The 14,789-nt window shown below is 65.1% G+C and carries 9 protein-coding genes; 6 read left to right on the top strand and 3 right to left on the bottom strand.

Features of this window, described 5'->3' with window-relative positions:
- Positions 1-195 precede the first annotated feature (195 nt).
- The 6 genes from J9885_RS18165 to J9885_RS18140 all read left to right on the top strand — a co-directional run bounded on the left by J9885_RS18165 (position 196) and on the right by J9885_RS18140 (position 10,527).
- Positions 196-1,395 carry an efflux RND transporter periplasmic adaptor subunit gene (locus J9885_RS18165; RefSeq protein WP_210550290.1) on the top strand — a complete coding sequence of 400 codons (1,200 nt, stop codon included), beginning with the start codon at positions 196-198 and terminating at the stop codon, positions 1,393-1,395.
- A gap of 9 nt (positions 1,396-1,404) precedes the next feature.
- Positions 1,405-4,530, top strand: coding sequence for a multidrug efflux RND transporter permease subunit (locus tag J9885_RS18160; protein WP_210550289.1), 3,126 nt, complete (start codon positions 1,405-1,407; stop codon positions 4,528-4,530).
- Between the two features lie 155 nt (positions 4,531-4,685).
- Positions 4,686-5,180, top strand: a complete 495-nt coding sequence (locus J9885_RS18155) for a hypothetical protein (RefSeq protein ID WP_210550288.1) — start codon at positions 4,686-4,688, stop codon at positions 5,178-5,180.
- A gap of 289 nt (positions 5,181-5,469) precedes the next feature.
- A complete protein-coding gene (locus J9885_RS18150) occupies positions 5,470-6,987 on the top strand; it encodes an efflux RND transporter periplasmic adaptor subunit (RefSeq protein WP_210550287.1) in 1,518 nt (505 codons plus the stop codon).
- Positions 6,984-10,133, top strand: a complete 3,150-nt coding sequence (locus tag J9885_RS18145) for an efflux RND transporter permease subunit (RefSeq protein ID WP_210550286.1) — start codon at positions 6,984-6,986, stop codon at positions 10,131-10,133. Before J9885_RS18150 ends, J9885_RS18145 begins: the two co-directional genes overlap by 4 nt.
- 31 nt (positions 10,134-10,164) lie before the next feature.
- On the top strand, positions 10,165-10,527 hold the full coding sequence (locus tag J9885_RS18140) for a copper-binding protein (RefSeq protein ID WP_210550285.1): 363 nt from the start codon (positions 10,165-10,167) through the stop codon (positions 10,525-10,527).
- A gap of 77 nt (positions 10,528-10,604) precedes the next feature.
- Here the strand turns inward: J9885_RS18140 and J9885_RS18135 are convergent, their stop codons facing one another.
- The 3 genes from J9885_RS18135 to J9885_RS18125 form a co-directional block, all read right to left on the bottom strand.
- Positions 10,605-12,299 (bottom strand): pyridoxal-dependent decarboxylase, encoded by a 1,695-nt coding sequence (locus tag J9885_RS18135; protein ID WP_210550284.1) that lies wholly within the window; start codon positions 12,297-12,299, stop codon positions 10,605-10,607.
- Positions 12,300-12,479: 180 nt separating this feature from the next.
- A complete protein-coding gene (locus J9885_RS18130) occupies positions 12,480-13,496 on the bottom strand; it encodes a lipoate--protein ligase A (protein ID WP_210550283.1) in 1,017 nt (338 codons plus the stop codon).
- A gap of 94 nt (positions 13,497-13,590) precedes the next feature.
- The gene (locus tag J9885_RS18125) at positions 13,591-14,772 is read right to left on the bottom strand and encodes an ABC transporter permease (RefSeq protein WP_246877006.1); all 1,182 of its coding nucleotides are present in this window, start codon (positions 14,770-14,772) and stop codon (positions 13,591-13,593) included.
- Positions 14,773-14,789 lie beyond the last annotated feature (17 nt).

Genomic DNA, 14,789 nt, shown 5'->3' with positions numbered 1-14,789 from the left:
CTGGCCACGGAGCTCCGGATAGCCGCCCGCCAAAAACCCGAAAAAGAAACCGTTTTCTTTTTGCGGATTGGCGATGGGAACAGCTCCGGTTCAAGTTCGGGAAATACCATACTTAGTTCTGTCGAAGGACAGTCCATCAACGATTAATAACAAGACGCGGCCACCTTGAAGGCCTCATTTCACAGGGGTAGTAACATGAACAGTTCTGCAGGCAGGGAGCACAGCATCATCCGGAGCCTGGTGGCTCTGACGCTGGCGGGGGCGCTTGGCGCCTGTGGTGACAACACCGATAATGCGGCCAATACCCTGCCGTCGGTACCCGTGGTGGTACAAACGGCGGCGTCCGGGGACGTGCCCCTCACCACCGAGATGGTGGGGGAGACCGCCGGCTATCGCGAGATCGAGGTGCGCGCCCGGGTCGGCGGCATCCTGCTCAAACGCACCTATGTGGAAGGCCAGCCGGTCACCGCCGGTCAGGAGCTGTTCCTGATCGACCCCGCCCCCTTCAAGGTGGCGCTGGAGCAGGCCAAGGGCACCCTGGCCCAGGAGCAGGCCCGCCTCAACAAGGCTCGCGCCGACAAGGATCGCGTCATCCCGCTGTTCAAGCGTCAGGTGGTGAGCCGCAAGGACTATGACGACACCATCGCCAACTACGAGGCGGCCCTGGCCAGCCTGCAGGCGGCCCAGGCCAAGGTGAAGGAGGCGGAGCTCAACCTCAGTTACACCCAGGTCACCGCCCCCATCAACGGCATGGCGAGCAAGAGCTCCCAGTCCGAGGGCAGCCTCATCGCCACCAGCGGCGAGGGCAGCCTGCTGACCACCATCACCCAGTTCGATCCCCTCTACGTCAACTTCTCCTACTCGGAGCAGGATCGCCTGAACTTCGAGAGCGCGGTCAAGAGCGGCAAGATCGAAGCCAAGAGCAGCACCGACTGGCGCACCCATATCCAGCTGGCTGACGGCAGCACCTACCCGCAAGCGGGGCGCCTGAACTTCTCCGACAGCCGGGTCGACCCGGCCACCGGCACCATCCGCGCCCGCGCCATCTTCGACAACAAGGACGGCGTCCTGTTGCCCGGCCAGTTCGTGCGCCTGACCATCGATCTGGGTACCCGCAAGGACGCCATCGTGGTGCCGCCCCGCGCCATCGTCCAGTCCCAGGCCGATCGCCTGGTGATGGTGGTGGATGCGGACAACAAGGTGAGCCCGCGCCCGGTCAAGCTGGGCCCGGCCATCAGCAGCGGCATCATCATCGACAGCGGCCTGCAGGTCGGCGATCGCTACATCGTCGAGGGACTGATGAAGGCCCGCCCGGGCGCCGTGGTCAAACCGGTCAGTGCCGAAGAGATGAAGGCGATCAACGCCAAGATCACCCAGGGTGCCGCGGGCAAATAAGGAGCTCCCATGTTTTCCAAGTTCTTCATAGAACGCCCCATCTTCGCCAGCGTGATCTCGATCATCATCGTACTGGGCGGGTTGGCGGCGATGCGCTCGCTCCCGGTGGAGCAGTATCCCCAGATCACCCCGGCCGTGGTCTCGGTCACCGCCTTCTACCCGGGTGCCACCCCTGAGGTGATCTCCCAGACCGTGGCCGCCCCCATTGAACAGCAGGTCAACGGGGTCGAGAACATGATCTACATGCAGTCCGGCTCCGCCTCCAACGGCCAGATGAACCTCAACGTCTACTTCGACATCGGGGTGGATCCGGATCAGGCGACCATCGACGTCAACAACCGGGTCTCGGCCGCCATGGCCCAGCTGCCGGAAGAGGTGAAGAAGCAGGGTGTAACGGTGCGCAAGAAGTCCACCTCCATCCTGCAGGTGATCACCCTGCAGTCACCCAACGGTTCGTTTGATACCACCTATCTGTCGAACTACGCCCTGCTCAACATCATCGACGAGCTGAAGCGGATTCCCGGCGTGGGGGACACCTCCCTGTTCGGCGGCACCGACTACGCCATGCGGATCTGGCTGCGCCCGGACCGGCTGGCCCAGCTGCAACTCACCCCGAGCGATGTGATCGGCGCCATCCGCGAGCAAAACACCCAGTTTGCGGCGGGCAAGATCGGCTCCCAGCCCACCAGCACCCCCACCGACTTCACCTACACGGTGCAGACCAAGGGTCGTCTGGATGACGTCAAGGAGTTCGAGAGCATCATCATCCGCGCCATGCCGGACGGCTCCAAGATCCGGGTGAAAGACGTGGCCCGGGTCGAACTCGGCGGCAAGGACTACGACGTGCTGGCCCGCGCCAACGGCAAGCCGGCCATCGGTATCGCCACCTACCTGCAACCGGGGGCCAACGCGGTCGCGGTCGCCGATCAGGTGCGCGCCACCATGGAACGCCTGCAGGGCCGCTTCCCGCCGGACGTGGAGTACCAGATCCCCTACGACACCACCGACTTCGTGAAGATCTCCATCGAGGAGGTGGTCCACACCCTGCTCGAGGCGATCGTGCTGGTGTTCGTGGTGGTCTACCTCTTCCTGCAGAACTTCCGCGCCACCCTGATCCCCTGTATCGCGGTACCGGTGTCACTCATCGGTACCTTCGCCGGCATGCTGATGCTGGGCTTCTCCATCAACCTGCTGACTCTGTTCGGCATGGTGCTCGCCATCGGTATCGTGGTGGATGACGCCATCGTGGTGCTGGAGAACGTCGAGCGGATCATGAGCGAGAAGAAGTGCTCCGCCAAGGAGGCGTCCGTCCTCGCCATGCAGGAGGTCTCCGGCCCCGTGGTCGCCATCGTGCTGGTGCTCTCGGCCGTGTTCCTGCCTGTCGCCTTCATGGGCGGCATGACGGGGGTGATGTACAAGCAGTTCGCCATCACCATCGCCGTCTCGGTGGCCATCTCCGGTCTGGTGGCGCTCACCCTGTCGCCGGCCCTGTGCGCCATCTTGCTCAAAGAAGGCCACCACCAGCCGGCTCGCTTCTTCGTCTGGTTCAACAATGCCTTTGATGCCCTGACCCGCCGCTATGTGCGCGGGGTGGCCTTCCTCAACCGCCGGGTCGGCGTGGCCTTTGGCATCATCGCCATCATCCTGGGGTGCAGCTATGTGCTGTTCAACAAGGTGCCGGGCGCCCTGGTGCCGGACGAGGATCAGGGCTACCTCATCGGCTCCATCATGCTGCCCGATGCCGCCGCCCTGACCCGTACCCAGGCAGTCGCGAGCGACTTCGACAAGATGGCCATGGCCAACCCCAACGTGAAGGACGTGGTCACCTTCTCGGGCTTTGACATCCTGTCCGGCTCCATCATCAGCAACCGCGGCCTCACCTTCATCACCCTGAAAGACTGGAAAGAGCGTCAGGGTGAGGGTCAGGACTCCTTCTCTCTGGCCAAGACCTTCCAGGGGATGAGCCTGATGGGGCTGGCCGATGGCTTCACCGCCACCTTCAACCCGCCCCCCATCACCGGCATGTCCACCACCGGGGGCCTCGAAGGCTACCTGCAGAACCGGGGTACCGGCGACGTGCACGCCTTCGCGGGCGAGGTGCAGCGCCTGCTCGACGCGGCCAAGGAGCGCCCGGAGTTTGCCAGCGTGACCACCACCTTCCGTGCCAACGTGCCCCAGGTCTTCCTGGATCTCGATCGCGAGAAGGCCAAGGCGCTGGGGCTGCCCATCAACGCCGTGTTCGACACCATGCAGGCCACCTTCGGCCAGGTCTATGTCAACGACTTCAACCAGTTCGGCCGCACCTACCGGGTGCAGTTGCAGTCCGAGGCGGACTACCGCGCCAAGAAGGATGACATCCGCAACGTCTATGTCCGCTCCAACAGCGGCGAGATGATCCCCCTCACCAGCCTGGTGACAGTGCGCGATGCCACCGGCCCCGAGCTGGTCGAGCGTTTCAACATCTTCCCGGCCGCCAAGATCATGGCCCAGCCGGCACCGGGTATCAGCTCGGGCCAGGCCATTGCCGCACTGGAGGAGATCGCCGCCCAGACGCTGGGCAACGACGCCAAGCTGGAGTGGACCGGCGCCGCCTACCAGGAGAAAGCGGCCGCCGGCAGCGCCGCCATGGCGTTTGGCTTCGGCATCGTGATGATCTTCCTCATCCTGGCCGCCCAGTATGAGCGCTGGAGCCTGCCGTTTGCGGTGATCACCGCCGTGCCGTTCGCCCTGTTCGGCGCCCTGCTCGCCACCTGGGCCGTGGGGCTCACCAACAACGTCTACTTCCAGATAGGCCTGGTGACGCTGGTGGGGCTGGCGGCGAAGAACGCCATCCTGATCGTGGAGTTCGCGGTGATGAAGCATGAAGAAGGGATGACTCTCATCGAGTCGGCCCTGGAGGCGGCGCGCCTGCGTTTCCGTCCCATCGTCATGACCTCGCTGGCGTTTATCCTGGGTTGTGTGCCCCTGGTCACCTCCAGCGGCGCCGGTGCGGCGAGCCGCCACGCCCTCGGCTGGCCGGTGATCGGCGGCATGCTGGCGGCGACTTTCATCGCCATCTTCTTCATCCCGCTCTTCTTCCGCCTCATCATGCGGCGTTCGGAGCGGCCGTCCAGGACGGCGCAGGAGAAGTCATAACCCCCGGCCCCCGCAGACGCGGGGGCTTTCTTCTTCATAGGTCCGGCAATTTCTTAATCCATATCAACTATTTGGCAGATGAAGCCGGCCGAACCTTGACCTTCTCCTGTAGGTAAGGTTTACATTCATCCCATACGTCACAGGGAACATGCACCATGTTGTCATCGAGATTGCCCACAGCACTCATCGCCCGGCTATTGCTGGCGCTGGTGCTCGTCTGCAATCTGACCCTGTGCATCAGCTGGCATGGCGCGGCCACCGCCCTCCCGGGTGAGGCCCAGGATGCCCTTCCGGCATCCTCCCCCTTGTCTCATGCGCTGCACGAGAGCCCGCCTGTGCAGCACGCCGCCATGAACCATGGCCAGGCCGACACAATTCCCCTCTCCTGCCATTCGGGCACCATGAGCCAGAGTGCCCCGTCTGGGGAGGAATGCCAGATGCAGGCCGGCTTCTCCGGTGCGGCCAATGCCCCGCCCCTGCTCGGCATGCTGTTGTCACTGCTGCTGATCCCCCTGCTGCTGCTCCCCTCTTCGTGGCATGTCGGCTCCCTGCTCGACAACTGGCTGCGGGATCCCTTCCTGCGCCTGCGCGGTACCCATCCCCCCTCCTGGCCCAGACGGCATCTGATGCTCTCTGTGCTGCGCCATTAGAAACCTCTTCTACCCCAGCCTGGGCAATGGTTCGCCATTGCAACAAGTGCCGTGCACCGGCCGACTCGTCGGCAGTGCTCCATTTGCCGCCCAACCCGTTCGCTGTGATTCGAGTGTTGCGTGACGCAGGTGCGTGAATAACGCCTCTGCCCCGCCCTTGGACACGACGCTCATGCAGGAACCCGGTCAGGCGGCCTGATAGAAGAGAAGATGTAACCATGTCATCAGCCAAGATTTTCGCCGTTGCCAGCGCCCGCGCCTCCCGTTCGACTCGTGCCGGAGGCCTGCGATGAACAAGACCCTGATCCTGTCGACTCTGATGCTCGCCCTCGGGGCTGGCGGCGGCTACTGGGCCGCCACCAAGATGGGCGGCGCTACTACCGCCAGGGAGAAGGCCCCCCTCTACTGGGTCAATCCCATGGATCCCCGCGACAAGCGCGACGGCCCCGCCAAGGACAACATGGGGATGGACTTCATCCCCGTCTATGAAGAGAAACAGGGCGGCTCGCCCGGCACCGTTACCATCAGCCCCGAGATCCAGCAGAACCTGGGGGTGCGGCTGGCCAAGGTGGAAAAACTGCCCGTCCACCAGCAGATCGAGACGGTGGGCTACGTGGGCTATGACGAGGAGCGCCTCGAAGCCATCAACTCCCGGATGGCGGGCTGGATCCGCAACCTCGCCATCAAGAACGAGGGGCAGCAGGTGGCCAGGGGCAGCTTCATCTACGATCTCTACGCCCCGGATCTGGTGAACGCCCAGCACGAGTACCTGCTGGCGCTCAATACCACCAACCCGCTGCTGCTGCGCGCCGCCGAAGGCAAGCTCAAGTCCCTGCAGGTACCGGCGGATCAGATTGCGGCCCTCAAGCGCACCCGCAAGGTGCAGGAGACGGTGCGCATCTATGCCCCGAGCAGCGGCTATGTGTCAGAGCTCAAGGTGCGCGAAGGCCAGTATGTGGAGCCCGCCGCGCCCCTGTTCAATATCAGCACCCTCAAGCAGGTGTGGGTGAGCGCCGAGGTGTTCGAGCGCCAGGCCGCCCAGATCAAGGTCGGCGATCCGGTCACCATGACCCTGGACTATGCCCCGGGCCGCCGCTGGCAGGGTCGGGTGGACTACCTCTACCCGACGCTTGATGCGAGCACCCGCACCCTGCGGGTCCGCCTGCGCTTCGACAACCCGGACGAGTTCCTGAAACCCAACATGTTCGCCAAGGTGAGCATCGGCACCGGCAAGGGGGAACCCCGCCTGGTGGTGCCGAGCGAAGCGGTGATCCGCACCGGCAGCCAGGACCGGCTGGTGCTGGCGCTGGGAGATGGCAACTTCAAGTCGGTGGCCGTCACCCTGGGCCCCCAGTTTGGTGACAAGGTCGCCATCCAGGAGGGGGTCGAAGCCGGTGACAGCATCGTCAGCTCGGCCCAGTTCCTGCTCGACTCAGAATCGGCCATCGATTCGGACTTCCAGCGCATGACGGCGGTGCGTCCCATGCAGGTGTGGACCCAGGGCCAGGTGCAGAACATCGATCTCGCCGGGCGTACCCTCGGCATCTCTCACCAGCCCATTCCCGAGTGGCAGTGGCCCGCCATGGAGATGGACTTCACCGTGGCCGACGGCGTGGACATCAGCCAGCTGAAACCGGATCAGACCCTGCATCTGCAGGTGGAGCAGGAGGGGGACGAGTACCGCATCATCCAGATCCATGTGGAAGACAAACCGGCAGCAGACGAGCCGATGAAAGAGGCCAAGGGCGAGATGCCAGGCATGGAAGGCATGGATCACAGCCAGCACCAGATGGGGGATAAATCATGATCCCGGCCATCATTCGCTGGTCCGTCGGCAACCGCTTCCTGGTGCTGCTGCTGACCGTCATGCTCACCGCCTGGGGCCTCTGGTCGGTCAAGCAGACCCCGGTGGACGCCCTGCCGGATCTCTCCGACGTCCAGGTGATCATCAAGACCTCCTACCCGGGCCAGGCGCCCCAGGTGGTGGAGGATCAGGTGACCTACCCCCTCACCACCGCCATGCTGGCGGTGCCGGGGGCCACCACGGTGCGCGGCTACTCCTTCTTCGGCGACTCCTTCGTCTACGTGCTGTTTGACGACGACACCGACCTCTACTGGGCCCGCGCCCGGGTGCTGGAGTACCTGAGCCAGGTGGCCCCCAATCTGCCCGCCGGGGCCCAGCCCCAGCTCGGGCCGGACGCCACCGGGGTGGGCTGGGTCTACCAGTACGCCCTGGTGGACAAGAGCGGCAAGCACGATCTCAGCGAGCTCACGTCACTGCAGAACTGGTTTCTGAAATACGAGCTGCAGACGGTGAACGGCGTCTCCGAAGTCGCCACCGTGGGCGGCATGGTGCGCCAGTACCAGGTGCGGGTCGATCCGGACAAGCTGCGGGCCTACGGCATTCCGCTCTCCCTCATCGAGACCGCCATCAAGCAGGGCAACCAGGAGACCGGCGCCTCCGTCATCGAGATGGCGGAAGCGGAGTACATGGTTCGTTCGAATGGCTATTTGAAGAGCGTCGAGGATCTGAAGCAGATCCCGCTCGGCACCAATGTGCGGGGCGCCCCCCTGCTGCTGGGTGACGTGGCCGACGTGGTGACCGGTCCCCAGAGCCGGCGCGGTATCGCCGAGCTCAACGGCGAAGGGGAAGTGGTGGGCGGCATCATCGTCATGCGCTTTGGCGAGAATGCCCAGCACACCATCGACGGGGTCAAGGCACGGCTGGCCGAGCTCAAATCCAGCCTGCCCGACGGGGTGGAGATCGTCACCGTGTACGATCGATCCGACCTTATCCAGCGCGCCATCGACAACCTCTCCGCCAAGCTGGTGGAGGAGTTCGCCGTGGTGGTGCTGGTGTGTCTCGCCTTCCTGTTCCACCTGCGCTCGTCCCTGGTGGTGGTCATCACCCTCCCTATCGCGATTTTGACCGCCTTTATCGTGATGCACCTGCAGGGGATCAACGCCAACATCATGTCGCTGGGGGGCATCGCCATCGCCATCGGCGCCATGGTGGACGGCGCCATCGTGATGATAGAGAACGTCCACAAGCACATGGAGCGGGAGGAGCTCACCGACAAGAACCGCTGGCGGATCATCACCGAGGCGAGCATCGAGGTGGGGCCGGCGATTTTCTTCTCCCTGCTCATCATCACCATGAGCTTCCTACCGGTGTTTGCCCTGGAGGCGCAGGAGGGGCGCATGTTCCACCCGCTCGCCTACACCAAGACCTACGCCATGGCCGCCGCCGCCGCGCTCGCCATCACACTGGTGCCGGTCATCATGGGCTATTTCATCCGCGGCAAGGTATTGCCCGAGCAGGCCAACCCCCTCAACCGTGGCTTGAGCCAGGCCTATGTGCCCCTGCTCAATGCCGTGCTGGCCCGCCCCAAGACCACCCTCGCCGCCGCCCTGGTGGTCACGGTCGCGGGCTTCTGGCCGCTCCAGCACCTGGGCTCCGAGTTCATACCGCCGCTCGATGAGGGGGACATCATGTACATGCCCACCACGGCGACCAACATCTCGGTGGGCAAGGCGCGGGAGATCCTGCAACAGACCGACAAGCTCATCCGCACTGTGCCCGAGGTACAGAATGTGTTCGGCAAGGCGGGGCGCGCCGACTCGGCCACCGACCCGGCGGACCTGGTGATGATGGAGACCAGCATCCAGCTCAAGCCCCGCGACCAGTGGCGCCCGGGCATGACCCCGGAGAAGCTGAAAGAAGAGCTCGACTCCCTCATCCGCTTCCCCGGCCTCACCAACGCCTGGGTGCCCCCCATCAAGACCCGTATAGACATGCTGGCCACCGGCATCAAGACCCCGGTGGGGATCAAGATCGCCGGCCCCGACCTCAAGGTGGTCCAGCAGATTGGCCAGCAACTCGAGCAGATAGTCGGCAAGGTGGAAGGCGCCGCCTCCGTCTACGCCGAGCGGGTGGCGGGCGGTCGCTACGTCAAGGTGGATATCGATCGACTCAAGGCGGCCCGCTACGGCCTCAACATCGCCGACGTGCAGGCGGTGCTCGCCACTGCGGTGGGCGGCATGGACGTGGGACAGACCATTGAGGGGCGCGAGCGTTACCCCATCAACCTGCGCTATCCCCAGAGCTATCGCGACTCCGTGGCCAGCCTCGAACTGCTGCCCCTGGTCACTCCCAAGGGTGAGCGGATCGCCCTGGCGGACGTGGCCCGGGTCTACATCAGCGACGAGGCGCCCATGCTGCGCAGCGAAAACGCACGCCTCAACGGCTGGGTCTACGTGGACATCCGTGGCCGCGACATCGGCTCCTTTGTGGCAGAGGCCAAGGCCGAGGTGGACAAGCAGCTGGTGCTGCCACCGGGTTACGCCCTCACCTGGTCAGGTCAGTACGAATACATGGAGCGGGCCATGGAGCGCCTCACCTACGTGGTGCCCCTGACCCTCGCCATTATCGTGCTGCTGCTCTATCTCGCGTTTCACCGCTTCCAGGAGGTGCTGCTCATCCTCACCACCCTGCCGCTGGCGGTGGTCGGGGGGATCTGGGCCGTCTGGTTGCTCGACTTCAACCTCTCGGTGGGCGTCGGCGTCGGCTTCATCGCCCTGGCCGGGGTGGCCGTGGAGACGGGCGTCCTGATGCTGGTCTACCTCAACCACGCCTGGGACGATCTGGTGGCCAGCGGCAAACCGGACAAGGCCGGCCTGCACCAGGCGGTCATTCACGGCGCCGCCCTGCGCCTGCGCCCCAAGATGATGACGGTGGTGACCATCATCGCGGGCCTTCTGCCCATCATGTGGAGCCATGGCACCGGCTCGGAGGTGATGCAGCGCATCGCCGCCCCCATGATCGGCGGCATGGTGACCGCCCTGGTGCTGACCCTGCTGGTGCTGCCCGCCGCCTATTACCTCTGGCGCAGCCGCACCCTGAAAACCCTTGAACACACGACGTCGCAGACGGATACCCCGACTGCACCCTGATCAACCGGACAACACAAACAAGGAAACCATCATGAACTACAAGACGCTGACGCTGACCCTGCTATTGGGCCTCGCCACCCACACCGGCCTGCAGGCCGAGGAGATGATGAACCACGAAGGGCACGACATGAGCCAGATGGGGGAGATGGGCCAGATGGAGGGCATGGAGGAGAGGGTGATGACCAAGGGGGTCATCAGCCGTATCGACGCGCAAAACGGCAAGGTAGGCATCAAGCACGAGGCCATCGAGAACCTCAAGATGCCCCCCATGACCATGGTCTTCCAGGTGGCCGATCCCGCCCTGCTGGAAGGGTTCAAGGTCGGGGATGCGGTGAGCTTCCACGCCGAAAGTCCGGCTGGAAAGCTCACGGTGACGAAGCTGCAGAAGCAGTAACTACTCACAAGGGCAGTAAAAAAACGGCGGGTTGAACCCGCCGTTTTGCTGTCTGCTTGTCAGCGCCGGGCCGATCCTCAGCCGCGAATGTGATCGATAAAGGCGTCGATCTGCTCGCGGCTGCAGGCCGGGTTCATGAATACCGCCTTCTCCCCGGCGATGTAGGAGTAACGGCCCCGCGCGTCGTAATCGGAGCGGGCCACCGCCTCCACCCAGTTGGTGAAGAGCCCCACCTTGCCGCGCCCGGTGAAGAGGCTGCGGTGGTATTCGGTGTTGCGTGCCAGCCGCGCCTTGTAGGCGGGGTCGGGACTGCGGGCCAGCTCGAAGGCGAACTCGGCCTCCGGATCCTGCACCCACTCCGGGTTGTAGATCTTGAAGCCCACGCTCGGCCCCTGGTTCTCCTGGGCCACCAGCTTGACGTTGCCGAGCTGGCTCAGACGGAAGCGGAAGTAGTTGGCGTTTTGCAGGCAGTGGGCCAGCACGGTGCGATACCCCTCGACCCCCAGGTAGTTGAGGGCCGCGTAGGCACCGAACAGGCCGCTCGCCCCGCGGGAGCACTCTATGGTGGACTGCAGGTGGGTGTGGCCCTGGATGTCGCGCTCGAAGTAGGAGAAGTTCTCCGGATCGTTCTCCATCGCCTTGAGGTCGTTCTGCTCCTTGATCATCACCAGGCTGGAGGTGTAGGGCACATAGCCCCACTTCTGGAAGTCGACGGTGAACGAATCGGCGTATTTGAGCTCGGCAAAGCGCGCCACGTTGCGCTCGATGCCGGCCAGGGTCGCGGCGTTGATGGCCAGCGGGTTGGCGACGAAGTCGTAATCCAGGAAGAAGATCATCGACCAGCCGATGGCGGCGTCCACGTGGATGTGGGGCTTGACCGCCACCTCGAAGCGCTCGCACAGGCGATCCCGCAGGTCCACCACGGGTTTGACCTGATCCACCCCGAAGGTGTCGGTGGTACCCATGGTGAGCATGATGGTGGGCACCACGTGCTTCAAGGCAAAACAGGCGGTCAGGGTGCGCTCGAGATCCGCGAGATCGATGTCGTTGTTCTCCCCGACCTGGATGCGGATGGTCTTGTTCTCGATGTCCACTCCGAGCAGGGAGAGGTTGGTGATGTTGGAGTAGTGGCCGCCCTGGGAGTTGATGATGCGGTAGTCCTGATAGTGGCCGAGCCCCTTGTGCTTGGCTTCCGGCAGGCTCTTGCGAATGCCGAGCAGGTAGCCGTAGAGGTTACAGAAGGTCCCCCCCTGGGTGAAGATGCCGGTGGCACGGACCGGATCGTAACCCGCCAGCAGGGCAATCTGGCGCACCACCTTCCTCTCCAGCTCCTCGGCCACCCCGGCGTATTCCGAATAGACCAGATTGGGGTTGGCCAGAATGCCCATCTGGGCGCCGTAGATGGCGGGATCCGCCGACATGGTGATGACGTTCTCGACGCTGGAGGGGTTCTCCCAGTCCTTGGAGAGGGCGCCGGCAAACAGCAGTTCAGCCATGGGCTCCCCCGGGGTGCGCATGGCTGCCGGCACCGGCATGGTCTCGCACAGATCGGCGAGGCGGGCGCGGCCGTCCGGCCAGGCATTCAGGCGCGCATCAGGGGCCAGGCCCCGGGCGCGAAACTCGTTGAGGGTGGCAAAACCGGGCTCGCGAAACACCGGCCAGAGATCCGGGTTACGGGAGAAAAAGTGGGCCTTGACGGTGGCGAAGCGGGCGGCGAATTCGGGGGAGACGGCGTTGACGCCGTCGTCTTTCAGATAGACCAAGTCACTCATTTTTATACCATTCGTACGGCAAAAGTGCGGTTTTTATACTCCAGTGACCCCGCTATCAACAGCGACAATATCTAATGGTCTCCCCTACTTTTTGTCATGTCTGAGTCGTGACGGGGCCTGCGGCAATCATGCCCGAACGACCCCTGTCTTCGTCTTGTGATCCCGCTCACGCCGACAAGGTCAGCGCAGCGCCCCCAGCAACCAGTCGGAGAACGCCAGCAGCTCGTCCTGCTGGGCCGGGAAATCGGCCCGCCACCCTTGCAGCAGGGCGTCGATGGCGTCGGCCCGGTAGGCGACCCCGGGCAGCCGCTCGGCCAGGGCATCCAGCGGGGCCGGATCCAGACTGTCACTGAAGATCTGCGCCCGCCCTATCACCCCCTTCTCCACGTCGAAGTACAGCTCCACCCCGCCCCAGGGGAAGCGTTCGTCCAGCTGATGGCTGAAGGCGGGGGCGTGGCCGAAATTCCACTCCCAGCTGCGCTGGCGGGCGAAGGTCTCGGCAAAGCCGGGCAAGTCGGGCATCCGCTCGGGGGAGATATGCTCGGGGGCAACCCTGTCGCCATGGTGGGCGAAGAAGGCCTCGCACAGAGCCTGGACCACCCGTGGGTGATCGACGCCCGGCAGCAGTTCGCCGAGGTTCGTCACCCGGCTGCGTACCGAGGTGATCCCCTTGGCCGCCAGCTTCTTGGGGTCGGGATTGAGGTAGTGGGCGAGGCGGCCGAGGTCTGCGTCCAGCAGCAGGGTGCCGTGGTGGAAGCCGCGATCCTGGGTCTCCCGGTAGGCCGAACCAGAGACCTTGCGATCTCCGTCCGGGGTGGCCACCAGCAGGTCGTTGCGCCCGGAGGCAAAGGCGCTCACCCCGAGCCGCTTGAGTGCATCCAGCACGATGGCGGTGGAGACGCTCTTGTCATAGCCGGGCTTGCCCGCCATGAAGGTGAAACAGCTGTTGCCAAGATCGTGGAACACGGCGCCGCCCCCGCTGCTGCGCCGGGCCAGGGTCACGCCATCCTCCTCCATGCGGCGGGTGTTGCACTCCTTCCAGGGGTTCTGGGCCCGGCCTATCACCACGGTGTTGGCGTTGCGCCACAGAAACAGCACCCGCTGGGCGGGGTCCATCTGGCGGAAGATGCACTCCTCCACCGCGAGGTTGAACAGGGGATCGTGGGAGTCGGAGAGCAGCAGGCGCAGGGAGGACATGGCGGGACCTTCTAGTGAAACAGACAACGGGAAACAGGAAACGGATGACAACCATACCACCTGGGGGCGGATCGGCGAACCCCGCCCCCCGGGCCTAGTCGCCGCGAAGGGCCACCACGGGGTCGAGGCGCACCGCCCTGAGGGCCGGCGCCACCCCGGCGAGCAGCCCCACCAGGGCGCTACCCGCCAGCGCCAGCAGCAGATAGAGGGGGTGCAGCGCCAACGGCAGGGCCGGCAGCAGCCAGCCGGTCAGCAGGCTGGCCCCCAGCAGCAGCAGGAGCCCGAGCAGGCCCCCCGCCAGGGCCAGCACCATGGCCTCGAGCAAAAACAGGGTGAGAATTTGCCGGCGCGGGCTGCCGAGGGCCATCAGCAGGCCAATCTCGGGAACCCGCTCCTGCTGGCTGATGCTCATGATGCTGAAGATGCCGACCGCCCCGATGAGCAGCGACACCACCCCGAGCCCGCCGATGGCGAGCTTCACCATCGCCAGTATCTTGTCGAGGCTCGCCAGCATCTCCTGCTGGGAGAGCAGGGTGAAATCCTCCGCCCCGTGGCGGGCGGTGAGCAGGCGTCGCACCCGCTCCAGCACCACGGACTCCGCCTCCCCGGCCCCGTAGACGAGATCGATCTCCTGCAGCCCTTCCCGGTTGAACAGGGCCTGGGCGTGGGCCGCCGGCACATAGATCATGTCGTCGAGATCGAAGCCGAGGAACTGCCCCTTGGGGGCCAGCACCCCCACCACCCGAAAGCGCCGATCGCCCGCCCGGATCAGGCTCCCCGGCGCGCCGCCGCGGGGGAACAGCTCGGCCGCCACCTTGGCCCCCAGCACCGTCAGGGCGCGTGGCATGGCCCCCTCCTCGGTCGGCAGGAAGCGCCCCTCGGCCAGGGTCAGGCGCCAGCCGGCCAGCGCCGCCGAGCCGGTACCCAGGATGGCGGTGCTGCGGCTGAGCCCGCCGGCGCGCACCTCCCCCTGCCCCTGCACCACAGGCAGCACCGACTCCACCCCGGGCAGGCGTGCCAGGGCCTCGGCGTCCAGCAACAGCAGGGGGCGGCTGCTCGAGAGCAGGCCCGGGGGACCACCGCCGGTCTGGGTCTTGCCCGGGGTGACCGCCACCAGCCGGGTGCCGAACTGGGCGAAGCTCCCCTGCAGGTAGAGGCGCAGCCCCTCGCCGATGCCGGTGAGCAGGGTGACGGCGGCGATGCCGATGGCGATGCCGAGCGCCGAGAGCAGGCTGCGGCTGCCGGCGGCCCCGAGGGCGCGCCACAGCCAGGCCATGAGATCCCCGGCGCGCA

Source organism: Aeromonas sp. SrichE-2G (assembly GCF_017939565.1).
Classification (GTDB): domain Bacteria; phylum Pseudomonadota; class Gammaproteobacteria; order Enterobacterales; family Aeromonadaceae; genus Aeromonas; species Aeromonas taiwanensis.
This window is presented reverse-complemented; position numbering and strand designations above follow the sequence as displayed.